This window comes from Telluria sp. ZT3P39, from assembly GCF_059685935.1.
In genome coordinates this window covers 93430-105479 of record NZ_JCASIH010000013.1, presented here as the reverse complement: position 1 = coordinate 105479, position 12050 = coordinate 93430, and the positions used below count along the sequence as shown (strand labels likewise).

Below are 12050 nucleotides of genomic sequence, written 5' to 3'. Positions count from 1 at the left end.
AGGGGAATGGACGCCATACCTGTCTTCCTTGGTTGTGCAAAGGATGCCGCGCGCACGGGCATGCACGCATTGCAAGCAAGGAATCATTCAGCATTCCTCAGGGCCGGGCAATTGCTGTTGCGCTATTGCTTGACCGAAATCAAGCGCGCGCAAAAATCCGCTTCTTTGTACCTGCCGCGCGACATGCGCCGTGCCCGAACCATGCGAGCCTCACGGCGCTCCGGCACCGCTTCAGCGCCGGTTTCGTCGCATCACGACACCACCAACAAAGGGGATTTCACATGGACGCTTACCTCGGAATGATCATGCCCGTCGCCTTCAACTTCGCCCCGCCAGGCTGGATGCTGTGCCAGGGACAGTTGCTGTCGATCGCACAGAACAACGCGCTGTTCGCGATTCTCGGCACCACCTACGGCGGCAACGGCCAGACCACGTTTGCGCTGCCCGACCTGCGCGGACGCACCCTGGTGGGCATGGGCCAGGGCGCGGGACTGAGCCCGGTGAACCAGGGCGACATGATGGGCGCGAACAGCACGATCGTCACCGCCAGCGGCAACGCGATGGTGGCCATCGACGCCGCCCACCTGCCCAAGCACAACCACCCGGTGAGCATCAGCGGCGAAACCTTCACCGCCACCTCGACCCTGCACGCCACCTCGGCCGGCCCGGGCGCGGCCCCGCCAACCGAAGGCGCGGCGCTCGGCACCACCGGCGGCGGCCCGGGTTCGGCGGCGATCTATGTGGGCAACGGCGCGACCACCGGCGTGGCGCTCAATGCCGGCAGCGTCACCACCAAGCTGTCCGGCCAGGTCGAGACCAGCACCGGCGAGAACACCGGCAGCGGTGCGGCGTTTGCGGTGCCGGTGACCACCAGCGCCAATGCGAGCGTGATGCAGCCTTCGCTGGGCATGAACTACATCATCTGCGTGCAGGGGATTTTCCCGTCGCGGCAATAAGCGCGTGGGCAAGTAAAACGGGCGCCAAGCGCCCGTTTTTTGTACAACCGTCAAAAAACCTTACTGCACGATCGTCTGCGCCTGTCCCTCTTCGCGCGCACGGATCTCGCCGATACGGTACACGGTCTCGCCGGCCGCCTGCAACTGGGCCATCGCGGCGTCCGCGTTTTCCTTTGCCACGATGACGGTCATGCCGATGCCGCAGTTGAACACGCGGTGCATCTCGGCATCCGCCACGCCGCCATGCTGCTGCAGCCACTGGAACAGCGGCGGCATGGTCCACGACGAGGCGTCCAGCACTGCGGTGACGTGATCCTGCAGCACGCGCGGGATGTTTTCGACCAGCCCACCGCCGGTGATGTGGACCATGCCTTTCACTTCCATCGACGCCATCAGCGCGAGCAGCGGCTTGACGTAGATGCGGGTCGGCGCCATCAGCACGTCCGACAGCTTGCGGCCGTGGAAGTCGCCTTCCAGGTCTGGCTTGGCGACGTCGATGATCTTGCGCACCAGCGAATAGCCGTTGGAGTGGATGCCCGACGAGGCCAGGCCCAGCACCACGTCGCCCGGCACGATCTTGCTGCCGTCGATGAGCTGCGATTTTTCGACCGCGCCGACGGCGAAGCCGGCCAGGTCGTATTCGCCGTCCGGGTACATGCCCGGCATCTCGGCGGTCTCGCCGCCCAGCAGCGCGCAGCCGGACTGCTCGCAGCCCTTGGCGATGCCGCTGACCACGGCGGTGGCGGTGGCCACATCGAGCTTGCCGCAGGCGAAGTAGTCGAGGAAGAACAGCGGCTCGGCGCCCTGCACCAGGATGTCGTTGACGCTCATGGCGACCAGGTCGATGCCGACCGTGTCATGGCGGTTCAGCTCGAAAGCCAGCTTGAGCTTGGTGCCGACACCGTCGGTGCCCGACACCAGCACCGGTTCCTTGAACTTCTTGCTGATCTCGAACAGGCCGCCGAAACCGCCGATGCCGCCGAGGACGCCTTCGCGCATGGTGCGCTTGGCGAGCGGCTTGATCGCTTCGACCAGGGCGTCGCCGGCGTCGATGTCGACACCCGCGTCGCGGTAGGAGAGGGAAACATTAGATGGTTGGCTCATGGTATTTGGCAGCGGAGGCGGTAAAATAGAAGGCGGCAGACCCAAACCAGGTCAATCCATCATTTTAGCATTAGCAAAACGGCCCCCGCCCAAGCCGATTTCACCCCAATTCGCGACCATAACAATAACTACATGCCATTTTTCCTCTCCCTGGAGCAAAAACAATCCACATTCTGGTTGGCGCTCTGGCTCGCGGTGGCGCTGTTGTTGTACACCCTCGGACCGATCCTCTCGCCCTTCATCGCGGCCGCCATCCTCGCCTATATGCTGGGCGGCGCGGTCGACCGGCTGGCGCGGGCGCGCATCGGGCGCCGCCGCATGCCGCGCGTGCTGGCCGTCTCGCTGGTGCTCACCGCCTTCTGCGCGGCGGTGGTGGCGCTGTTCCTGATCGTGGTGCCGGTGCTGCGCGCCGAGATCCCCCTGTTGCAGGCCAAGATTCCCGCCTTCTTCAGCTGGCTCGACACCTACCTGGCGCCGTGGCTGGGCAAGTACGGCATCCATGTGAAGCTCGACAGCGCGGGCCTGCGCGCCCTGCTCGAGCAGCAGGTGGCGGCCGGCGGAGACGACATGTGGACCTCGGTGCTGGCCAAGGTGAAGGTCGGCGGCAGCGCCCTGCTGGGCTGGATCGCCACGCTCACCCTGGTGCCGGTGGTGCTGTTCTACCTGCTGCTCGACTGGCACTCGCTCCTCGCCCGCATCGAAGGCGCCATCCCCCGCCGCTGGGCCCCGCAGACGGTCGGCATGGCGCGCGAATCCGATGTCCTGCTGGCCCAGTACCTGCGCGGCCAGCTGCTGGTGATGATCGTGCTGGCCGTGTACTACTCGGCGGCGCTCTACTTCATCGGGCTGGATGTGGCGCTGCCGGTGGGCGTGCTGACCGGCCTGCTGGGCTTCGTGCCCTATCTCGGTTTCGGGCTGGGCATGCTGCTGGCGCTGGTCGCCGCGCTGCTGCAGTTTTCCAGCTGGGTGGGCCTGGCCTGGGTGGTGGGCATCTACACGCTAGGGCAGCTGATCGAGAGCTTCATCCTGACTCCGCGCCTGGTCGGCGAGCGCATCGGCCTGCACCCGCTGGCGGTGATCTTCTCCCTGATGGCGTTCGGAGAACTGTTCGGCTTTGCCGGCGTGCTGCTGGCGCTGCCGGCATCGGCGGTGCTGATGGTCGGTTTCCGCCACGTGCGGCGCCACTACCTGCGCAGCAGCTTTTATAATGCCGGTAGCATGGAACAGAGCCTTGTCTACACTCCCGATACCGAAACCGATGCCTCCCGCGTGAAAGCGACACCATGAAACAGCTGGTGCTCGATTTAGGCGCCGAACCGGCGCACAGCCTCGACACCTTCCAGGTGGGCGAGAATGCCGAACTGGCGCACCTGATGCACCAGTTCGCGCAGCGTGCATCGCGCGAGCATTTCGCCTACCTGTGGGGCGACACCGGCGCCGGCAAGACCCACCTGCTGCAGGCGCTGGCGGCCAGCCCGGCCTCGCGCTACATCCCCTTCGATGCTCCGGAAGACCAGTTCGTCCACTCGCCCGACGTCACGCTGTACCTGCTGGACGACTGCCATTGCCTGTCGCCGCAGCGCCAGATCGACGCCTTTGCCCTGTTCAACCAGATCCGCGAGCACGGCACCTACATGGTCAGCACCGGCCCGGTGCCGCCGGCCGTGCTGCAGGTGCGCGAAGACCTGCGCACGCGCATGGGCTGGGGCCTGGTCTACGAGATCAAGGGCCTGTCCGACGACGAGAAGATCGCCGCCCTCACCCAGGCCGCCGAGGCGCGCGGATTGACGCTGTCGGCCAGCGTGTTACCCTATTTGTTGTCTCACTTCAAGCGCGACATGCGGTCGCTGGCGACGATGCTGGACGCCCTCGACCAGTATTCGCTCGAGACCCAGCGTCCCGTCACCGTGCCCCTGCTGCGTGATTTGTTGCTTCAAGAAAACCAGCAGTCGGAACCCAAAGAATGAAACACCTTGCGCTGTTCGACCTCGACCACACCCTGTTGCCGATCGATTCGGACTACGAATGGGGCGAATTCCTGGTCCGCGTCGGCGCAGTCGACGAAACCGCCTTCCGCCGCCGCAACGACGATTTCTTCGCCCAGTACCAGGCCGGCACGCTCGATCCGGTCGAATACCTCGAGTTCGCCCTCGGCACCCTGGCGCGCTTCCCGCGCACGGAACTCGACGCCCTGCACGCACGCTACATGGCGGAAGTGATCCAGCCTGCGATCAAACCAAGCGCACTGGCGCTGGTGCGCGAGCACCAGGAGGCCGGCGACCTGGTGGCCATCATCACCGCCACCAACCATTTCATCACGGCGCCGATCGCGGCAAGCTTTGGCGTCGAGCACCACATCGGCGCCATGCCGGAATTCGACGTCCAGGGCCAACTGACCGGCAAACTGGCCGGCACGCCCACTTCCGGCGCGGGCAAGATCACGCACATGCACGCGTGGCTCGAGCGCCTCGGCTACCGCTTCGAGGACTTCGAGCGCAGCCACTTCTACAGCGATTCGCATAACGACATCCCGCTGCTGTCGATCGTCAGCCATCCGGTCGCCACCAACCCGAGCACCAAGCTCGCCACCCATGCGCGCGAGCAGGGTTGGCCAACACTCCATCTATTCAATGATTAAGAAATTCATCCGCAAAATCCTGGGCGTCAAGGAAGACGGCCGCGACCCGACCGAACCCCGCATCCTCGGCCTAGAGGAGCACGGCATCGACCCGCGCCTGGTCTCGAGCAATGCGATCAAGGTCACGCAAACCCTGCAGGACGCCGGCTTCCAGGCCTTCGTGGTCGGCGGCGCCGTGCGCGACCTGCTGCTGGGCGTGAAGCCGAAAGACTTCGACATCGCCACCAACGCCACGCCCGAGCAGGTCAAGCGCCTGTTCCGCCGCGCCTTCATCATCGGCCGCCGTTTCCAGATCGTGCACGTGATGTTCGGCCAGGACCTGCTGGAAGTGACCACCTTCCGCGGCAACGGCAGCGACAACGCCCCGAAGGACGAGCATGGCCGCGTCCTGCGCGACAATAATTTCGGTCCGCAGCACGAAGACGCGGCGCGGCGCGACTTCACCATCAACGCCATGTATTACGACCCGGCCACCGAAACGGTGCTCGACTACCACGGCGGCATCGAAGACATCCGCGCCAAGCTGCTGCGCATCATCGGCGTGCCCGAAGCGCGCTACCGCGAAGACCCGGTGCGCATGCTGCGCGTGGTGCGCTTCGCGGCCAAGCTGGGCTTCACCATCGAACCGACCACGCGCGCGCCGATTCCGGTCATGGCCCCCCTGATCGACAACGTGCCGGCCGCGCGCGTGTTCGACGAAATGCTCAAGCTTCTGCTGTCGGGCCATGCGCTGGCCTGCCTGCGCGAGCTGCGCTCGGCCGGCCTGCACCACGGCCTGCTGCCGCTGCTCGACGTCGTGCTGGAGCAGCCGATCGGCATGAAGTTCGTCACCCTCGCGCTGGAATCGACCGACGGCCGCGTCAAGGCCGGCAAGGGCGTCTCGCCGGGCTTCCTGTTTGCGTCGCTGCTGTGGCACCAGGTGCTGGAAAAGTGGAACGCCTACCGCGCCGCCGGCGAAGCGCCGATTCCGGCCCTGCACCTGGCGGCCGATGATGTGCTCGACACGCAAACCGAGAACCTGGCCCTGCAGCGCCGCATCGCCACCGACATGCGCGACATCTGGGCCATGCAGCCACGCTTCGAGCGCCGCACCGGCAAGGCGCCGTTCAAATTGCTGGAACACCCGCGCTTCCGCGCCGGCTACGACTTCCTGCTGCTGCGCTGCGAATCGGGCGAGCTGCCGGGCGAAGTGGGCGAATGGTGGACCGCGTTCTATGCGGCCGAAGGCGGCGAGCGCGAGCAACTGCTGGCATCGGCCAATTCGCGCGGCGGCCGCTCGGGCGGGCACCGCCCGGCCCCCGGCGCAACGGCGGCGGGCGACGACCAGGGCGGCGAGAATCCACCGGCCGCGAAGCGCAAGCGCGCACCGCGCCGCGGTCCACGCAAGAACAGTGGCGGCGGCGAAGGCGCCGCACCAGCGGCACAGGGCGGCGGCGAGGAATGATCGCCTGGGTCGGCATCGGCGCGAACCTGGGCGACGCGCAGGCCAATGTGCTCGATGCGCTGGCCCGGCTGGCCCTGCTGCCCGGCACGAGCGTGCTGCGTGCCTCCGGCATGTACCGCACGGCGCCGATCGATTCCGGCGGCGACGACTACATCAACGCGGTGGCCTGCATCGATACAGCGCTGGCCCCACACGAACTGCTGGCGGCGCTGCAGGCCATCGAACTGGCGCACGGCCGCGAGCGGCCCTACCGCAACGCGCCGCGCACACTCGATCTCGACCTGCTGCTGTACGGCGACGAGCGCATCGCCACCGCTACCTTGACCGTGCCGCACCCGCGCATGCACGAGCGCGCCTTCGTGCTGGCGCCGCTGACCGAGATCGCACCCGGGCTCGAGATTCCCGGCCGCGGCCCGGCACGCGATTACCTGCCGCAGGTATCAAACCAGGCCATCGCCAGGATCGCGTGACAGGCAGTGGCTGCAGATTTGCGGCAGGCGCATTACACTACGCAATTGTCGAACGATCGTTTTAAAAGGAACCCCATGAGCGCTTACCTGCAGGGCCAGGACCCAGCCGCCAACGACGCACCGAAACGCGCGCGCAAATCCGTCACGGCGCCGTCGCTGCTGGCCATGCGCGCCGCCGGCGACAAGATCGCGATGCTGACCGCCTACGACGCCAGCTTCGCTTCGCTGATGGACCGTTGCGCGGTCGACGTGCTCCTGATCGGCGATTCGCTCGGCATGGTCTGCGCCGGCTACGATTCGACCTTGCCGGTGACAGTGGCGGACGTCGCCTATCACACGGCCTCGGTCGCACGCGGCAACAAGCTGGCCCTGGTGCTGGCCGATATGCCCTTCGGCAGCTACACGACGCCGGTGGAAGCGTATAACAACGCCGTGACGCTGATGCGCGCCGGCGCCCAGATGGTCAAGATCGAAGGCGGCGCCTGGCTGGCCGAGACCGTGCGCTTCCTGGTCGAGCGCGGCATCCCGGTGTGCGCCCACATCGGCCTGACCCCGCAATTCGTGCACACCTTCGGCGGCTTCAAGGTGCAGGGCAAGACCGACGCCGCGGCCGAGCAGCTCAAGGCCGACGGCCTGGCGCTGCAGGCGGCGGGCGCCTCGATGGTGGTGCTGGAAGCGATTCCGGCGGCGCTGGGCAAGGATGTCACCGAACTGCTGGCCATCCCGACCATCGGCATCGGCGCCGGCCCGGATTGCTCCGGCCAGGTGCTGGTGATGCACGACCTGCTGGGCGTCTTCCCCGGCCACAAGGCACGCTTCGTGAAGAACTTCATGGAAGGCCAGGCCAGCATCGACGCGGCCGTCACGGCCTATGTGACGGCGGTGAAGGACGGCAGCTTCCCAGGCCCGGAACACTGCTTCTGAGGTAGCGGCCATGGACAGGCAGCCCCTTAATCGCCTGTTCCTGGCCCTGTGGCCCGATCCCGCCACGCGCCACCTCCTGACAGCGTGGCGCGACGCCTGGGAATGGCCGAAGGGCGCCGCGCCCGTCCCTGCCGACAAGCTGCACGTGACCCTGCATTTCTTGGGTGGCTTGCCCGGCGAGCGGTTGCCCGAATTCCTCGACGGGTTCAGGGTGCCGTTCGAACCCTTCCGGCTCGACCTGGCTACTGCCGCCGTGTGGCATAACGGGATCGCGGTGCTGGAGCCGGAGCAGGCGCCGCCCGAGCTGTTGGCGCTGCATGCGCGCCTGTCCGACGCCCTGGTGGCGCTTGGCCTGCACCCGGAATCCCGCTCTTATAAACCGCACGTGACCATGGCGCGCCGCGCCGCCGGGGCTGTCATCCCTGCCGGGTTCCCGCCAGTGTCCTGGGACGTGCGCGGGTATGCGCTCGTCGAATCGAAGAACGGCGTGTACACCGTCCTGCGCGATTACTCCTGAACCGATTGATGCAGCAGGACGCCACCCAGCGACCGGGCCTCGGGCGCATAGGCCTGCATTCCCCAGCCAGCCCCGGCTACCAGCAGCGTGGTCAGGAGGAACGGAATCATCGTGCGTTTGAGCGCCGCAACCATCCAGTGCTGGGGATCGAGCACCCGCAGCCGCCGGTACAGGCCCGCCGCCAGCAATCCGTCCACCAGGATCTCGGCAAAGAGGATCGGCGCCGACCAGATCACGAACAGGGATGAAAACGCGATGCCCAGGGCAAGCAGGACCACGGCCAGCGGGATCGCGGCCTCTTCCGCGTGCCCGATGACCTCGAGCGGCTTTTCCACGACGGCGCCGATGCCGCTGTCGCCCGGGCCGGCATCGAAGTTGGCGCTGGCGCCGCCTCCGTCGAAAGTTCCGCCACCACCAGTGAAATCAGCGGCTGCTGCATCCGCTCCTTGTCCTCCGCCGGAGTCGATCGGCACGAGGTCGACGTAATCGTCCGCACTCGTGCGCAGCCACAGCCAGAGCAGCAACAAGAACACGATGTAGGCGACGCCCATCGCCAGCGTGTAGCGCAGCGCCATCGTATCGACCCCGGCGGCGAGCATGCCCACCGACGCACTGAAGCCGGCCAGGCCGGTGAGGGACACCAGGATGAACATCTGGATGCGCGGGAAGCTGTCGCGCAGCAGCCGGGCGCGCATGTTGTGTACTGCACTGGCGCGCGTGAGGGGAAGGGAACGGATTCGATTCACTTTGATGCTCCTTCGCGCATTCATTTATCTCCATTCCACCTGCCGCCATGGTTCAGGCAACAGACCTGTCCCTGACCTTATTGAGCAAGTAAGGCAGAGGGCGTGTCCGGATGTCAGACCTGACCCCGGCCTCTCGTTCAGCCGGTAACGGCCATGAAGTGCGACCAATCAGGCGTTGCTGGCCTTGCGGTGACAGCTTGCACTCATTAACAATTTTAATGCCGCATGACACATATTTGCCAAAATTTCTAAAGTGCAGTATTTTGAAAGACAAATTAGATTAGCATACTGTTTTCTCACTTTCTGCAGGACGTTATCCAGCGTTCATCTCTTCATAGGTTATAAATGGCCAATACGATAGTGGCAGTCAGTCATACGTCCCTGTACGTGGCTGCCGCCGCAGGGCAGGCACTTGCCGACTCAATACTTCACAAATTAGATGGGGGCCGTCCCGATGTGCTGATCGTGTTCGCCTCGCCCGAATTCGATTTCCAGCCACTGTTGGCCGCGCTCGACACCGCATGCCAACCGCGCTTGCTGGTTGGCTGCTCGTCAGCGGGGGAATTCTCGGGCTGCGCCACCGAGAACGCTTCGGTGTCTGCAATGGCAATCCGCTCGGACGATATTCTGTTCGGGGCGAAGCTGGGCACTGGCCTGCGCAGCAATTCCCGCGGCGCTATCGATCAGGTAATGTCCGTTTTTACCGGTAGTGAGCATCCGGACTTCCCCTACCGTAACGCGCTGGTGTTGACCGATGCGCTCGCTGGCTATGTGGACGAGATCATCCATCAAATGATGGTCCTGACTGGCGGCACCTACCAGTTGTTCGGCGGTGGGGCCGCAGACGACGCCAAGTTTCATAAAACGCATGTATTCATCGGCACCGAAGCGCATACGGATGCGATCGTCGTGCTGGAAATGCTGTCGAAAAAGCCCATTGGCCTTGGCGTACGCCATGGCTGGCACCCAAGCGGGCCCGCGCTGCGCGTCACCGAAGCCCATGGGAACCGCCTGGTCAGCCTGAACGCTGCACCTGCGGTGGAAATTTTTGAAGAGCATGCGCAAGCAACCGGCCAGACCTTCAGCCGCGCCGACCCGCTCCCGTTTTTCCTTCACAACGTGATCGGCATCGAAACCGGCGATGGCTACAAGCTTCGTGTACCCCTTTCCCTCAACGAGGACGGCTCGATCTCATGTGCCGCCGAGGTACCAGTCGGGGCCACGGTCCATCTCATGGTAACCAATGAGGCGTCCGCTTGCGATGCGGCGCGCCAGGCATCGCAGGCGGCACTCGACGGCCTGGAGGGTGGCCAACACGCCGGCTCGCTGCTGTTTGACTGCGCCGCCACGAGGCTTCGCCTGGGGCGTAAGTTCGGAGACGAACTGGAAGCAGTTGCGACGACGCTCGGTTCGGAAAATTTCGCGGGTTGCAATACGTACGGCCAGATTGCGCGGAGCACTGGGCAATTTAGCGGGTTCCACAACTGCACTGCCGTCGTGTGCGCAATCCCGCTTTGAGTGCACGATGATTCCGTTTGAGCTGGTGTCCATCTTCATTGATCTACAGAGGCCGGACGGAAGACTCGCCGCGACGGACACGCTTGCGCGTTACGCCGGCGTCGCGCAGGTCCTGCTGTTCAGCAAGGACGTCGAGGTCGGAATATTCTTGCCCGCTCCTGGGCTGACTCAGACACTACGCTGTGGCCGGCGCTGGCAAGATTTCCTGCGTCAGTGTGCGGACGCGGGTAAGGCCCAGTCGTCCCTGCCTTCGGGTGAGAACGGGCCGGACTCGCCTGTCTGGGGCCATTGTGATTGCGCAGGCAGTGCGATCGTGGTGTTCGTTGGGGCGCAACCGGCAGCGCCGGTGCTCGCTGCCATCACCTCCCTGCTGCCCCTTCTGGGCGCCAAGCTGGCCGGCGAACGGTCCGAACTGGCAGCCGCCGGCCTTGCCGCAGCCGCGCGCGACAGCAACCGGCGTGCCAGCCAGCTCAATAACGCCCTCGACGCCAGTCGTCGCGAGCTACAGGCGGCCTATCACCGCGCCGAAAGCGAGCTGGTGTCGCGGCGCGAGGCCGAGGCCAAGCTGCGCGACGCCGACCGCCGCAAGGACGAATTCCTGGCGATGCTGGCGCATGAGCTACGCAATCCCTTGGCGCCGATCGGCATGGCGGCCCAGATCCTGAGGGTGGGTCACGTAACTCCCGCCCGCCTGAAGCAGACCTGCGAGATTATCGACCGCCAGATCGGCCACATGACCAGCCTGCTCGACGACCTGCTTGACGTCTCACGCGTCACCGGCGGCGTGGTGGCACTGGCCAAGGAATTGCATGACGTGGGAGCGATCGTGCGCGATGCGGTCGAACAGGCGCGACCACTGGTTGACATGCGCTGCCAGCGTCTGTCGCTCACGCTGTCCGCGCAAGCTGCGCAGGTGTTCGGTGACGGCACCCGGCTTGTCCAGATCCTCACCAACCTGCTCAATAACGCGAGCAAGTACACCCCGCAGGGCGGTCTCATCGAGCTCGAACTGACACAAGACACGACAATGGTGCAAATTGTCGTGCGCGACAACGGGATCGGCATCGACGCCGCGCTGCTGCCCTATGTCTTCGATTTGTTCGTTCAGGGCGAGCGCTCGCCGGACCGGGCCCAGGGTGGCCTCGGACTCGGGCTGGCCCTTGTCAGGGCCCTGGTCGAGCGGCACCACGGCAGCGTCAGCGCAGCCAGCGCCGGGCCTGGTGCGGGCAGCGAGTTCACCATCCGGCTGCCGCGGGCGCAAGGCGTCATCTCAGTGCCGGCACCGTGCGAGCCGGACGGCACGTCCAGCGAAAGCGGAATGGACATCCTCATCGTCGATGACAATGCCGATGCCGCCGACACGCTGTCGCTGTTCCTCAGCACAGTTGGACACCAGCTGCGTGTCGCCTACGAAGGAAACAGTGCGCTGGAGCTGGCGGCGCAGGCGCCGCCGGATATTCTGCTGCTTGATATTGGCTTACCCGACATAGACGGCTACGAACTGGCCCGCCGGGTACGCGCGCTGCCGCAGACTGCGCATGCGACGCTGATCGCGCTGACTGGCTACGGCCAGCCCGCAGACCGCGAACGCTCGGTCGCCGCAGGCTTCAACCACCACCTGACCAAACCAGTGGATGCCACGGCGCTGCTGCGCCTGCTCGCGACCGTGCCGAAACAAACCGCCTGATCAAGGGTGCAGTCGATCCGTAAGCCTCAGGTACAAGATTGGGGAA

Annotated in this window: 13 protein-coding genes; 11 read left to right on the top strand and 2 right to left on the bottom strand. The window is 65.4% G+C overall.

What is annotated here, in order from left to right; all coding sequences use genetic code 11:
* Positions 1–6: 6 nt before the first annotated feature.
* Positions 7–303 (top strand): hypothetical protein, encoded by a 297-nt coding sequence (locus tag AC56LR_RS14050; RefSeq protein ID WP_497131248.1) that lies wholly within the window; start codon positions 7–9, stop codon positions 301–303.
* A complete protein-coding gene (locus AC56LR_RS14045) occupies positions 282–956 on the top strand; it encodes a phage tail protein (RefSeq protein ID WP_497131247.1) in 675 nt (224 codons plus the stop codon). The genes AC56LR_RS14050 and AC56LR_RS14045 overlap by 22 nt, the downstream gene beginning before the upstream one ends.
* A gap of 60 nt (positions 957–1016) precedes the next feature.
* On the opposite strand, the gene purM is transcribed toward AC56LR_RS14045, so the two are convergent.
* A complete protein-coding gene (gene purM, locus AC56LR_RS14040) occupies positions 1017–2060 on the bottom strand; it encodes a phosphoribosylformylglycinamidine cyclo-ligase (protein WP_497131246.1) in 1044 nt (347 codons plus the stop codon).
* Positions 2061–2192: 132 nt separating this feature from the next.
* Here purM and AC56LR_RS14035 point away from each other — a divergent pair, with 132 nt between their 5' ends.
* The 7 genes from AC56LR_RS14035 (at position 2193) to thpR (ending at position 8053) form a co-directional block, all read left to right on the top strand.
* The gene (locus AC56LR_RS14035; protein WP_497131244.1) at positions 2193–3347 is read left to right on the top strand and encodes an AI-2E family transporter; all 1155 of its coding nucleotides are present in this window, start codon (positions 2193–2195) and stop codon (positions 3345–3347) included.
* The gene (hda, locus tag AC56LR_RS14030; protein ID WP_497131242.1) at positions 3344–4027 is read left to right on the top strand and encodes a DnaA regulatory inactivator Hda; all 684 of its coding nucleotides are present in this window, start codon (positions 3344–3346) and stop codon (positions 4025–4027) included. Before AC56LR_RS14035 ends, hda begins: the two co-directional genes overlap by 4 nt.
* Positions 4024–4698 carry a histidinol-phosphatase gene (locus tag AC56LR_RS14025; RefSeq protein ID WP_497131240.1) on the top strand — a complete coding sequence of 225 codons (675 nt, stop codon included), beginning with the start codon at positions 4024–4026 and terminating at the stop codon, positions 4696–4698. The genes hda and AC56LR_RS14025 overlap by 4 nt, the downstream gene beginning before the upstream one ends.
* Entirely contained in the window at positions 4691–6142 is a 1452-nt protein-coding gene (gene pcnB, locus AC56LR_RS14020; protein ID WP_497131238.1) for a polynucleotide adenylyltransferase PcnB, read from the top strand. The genes AC56LR_RS14025 and pcnB overlap by 8 nt, the downstream gene beginning before the upstream one ends.
* Positions 6139–6612 (top strand): 2-amino-4-hydroxy-6-hydroxymethyldihydropteridine diphosphokinase, encoded by a 474-nt coding sequence (folK, locus tag AC56LR_RS14015; RefSeq protein WP_497131236.1) that lies wholly within the window; start codon positions 6139–6141, stop codon positions 6610–6612. Before pcnB ends, folK begins: the two co-directional genes overlap by 4 nt.
* A gap of 75 nt (positions 6613–6687) precedes the next feature.
* Positions 6688–7536, top strand: coding sequence for a 3-methyl-2-oxobutanoate hydroxymethyltransferase (gene panB, locus AC56LR_RS14010; protein WP_497131235.1), 849 nt, complete (start codon positions 6688–6690; stop codon positions 7534–7536).
* A 10-nt stretch (positions 7537–7546) separates the two neighbouring features.
* Positions 7547–8053: an RNA 2',3'-cyclic phosphodiesterase gene (thpR, locus tag AC56LR_RS14005; RefSeq protein WP_497131233.1), complete on the top strand. Its 507-nt coding sequence runs from the start codon at positions 7547–7549 to the stop codon at positions 8051–8053.
* On the opposite strand, the gene AC56LR_RS14000 is transcribed toward thpR, so the two are convergent.
* On the bottom strand, positions 8044–8799 hold the full coding sequence (locus AC56LR_RS14000; protein ID WP_497131231.1) for a hypothetical protein: 756 nt from the start codon (positions 8797–8799) through the stop codon (positions 8044–8046). The two genes, thpR and AC56LR_RS14000, sit on opposite strands and share 10 nt — an antisense overlap.
* Positions 8800–9144: 345 nt before the next feature.
* On the opposite strand from AC56LR_RS14000, the gene AC56LR_RS13995 reads away from it, so the two are divergent.
* Both AC56LR_RS13995 and AC56LR_RS13990 read left to right on the top strand, forming a co-directional pair.
* Positions 9145–10317, top strand: coding sequence for an FIST signal transduction protein (locus tag AC56LR_RS13995; RefSeq protein WP_497131230.1), 1173 nt, complete (start codon positions 9145–9147; stop codon positions 10315–10317).
* A 7-nt stretch (positions 10318–10324) separates the two neighbouring features.
* On the top strand, positions 10325–12004 hold the full coding sequence (locus tag AC56LR_RS13990) for a hybrid sensor histidine kinase/response regulator (protein ID WP_497131228.1): 1680 nt from the start codon (positions 10325–10327) through the stop codon (positions 12002–12004).
* Positions 12005–12050: the final 46 nt, after the last annotated feature.

Coding starts and splice junctions, on each gene's coding strand:
- purM (WP_497131246.1), bottom strand. CDS start 2,060: ATGAGCCAACCATCTAATGTTTCCCTCTCCTACCGCGACGCGGGTGTC.
- folK (WP_497131236.1), top strand. CDS start 6,139: ATGATCGCCTGGGTCGGCATCGGCGCGAACCTGGGCGACGCGCAGGCC.
- hda (WP_497131242.1), top strand. CDS start 3,344: ATGAAACAGCTGGTGCTCGATTTAGGCGCCGAACCGGCGCACAGCCTC.
- AC56LR_RS13990 (WP_497131228.1), top strand. CDS start 10,325: ATGATTCCGTTTGAGCTGGTGTCCATCTTCATTGATCTACAGAGGCCG.
- thpR (WP_497131233.1), top strand. CDS start 7,547: ATGGACAGGCAGCCCCTTAATCGCCTGTTCCTGGCCCTGTGGCCCGAT.
- AC56LR_RS13995 (WP_497131230.1), top strand. CDS start 9,145: ATGGCCAATACGATAGTGGCAGTCAGTCATACGTCCCTGTACGTGGCT.
- AC56LR_RS14045 (WP_497131247.1), top strand. CDS start 282: ATGGACGCTTACCTCGGAATGATCATGCCCGTCGCCTTCAACTTCGCC.
- AC56LR_RS14035 (WP_497131244.1), top strand. CDS start 2,193: ATGCCATTTTTCCTCTCCCTGGAGCAAAAACAATCCACATTCTGGTTG.
- pcnB (WP_497131238.1), top strand. CDS start 4,691: ATGATTAAGAAATTCATCCGCAAAATCCTGGGCGTCAAGGAAGACGGC.
- AC56LR_RS14050 (WP_497131248.1), top strand. CDS start 7: ATGGACGCCATACCTGTCTTCCTTGGTTGTGCAAAGGATGCCGCGCGC.
- panB (WP_497131235.1), top strand. CDS start 6,688: ATGAGCGCTTACCTGCAGGGCCAGGACCCAGCCGCCAACGACGCACCG.
- AC56LR_RS14025 (WP_497131240.1), top strand. CDS start 4,024: ATGAAACACCTTGCGCTGTTCGACCTCGACCACACCCTGTTGCCGATC.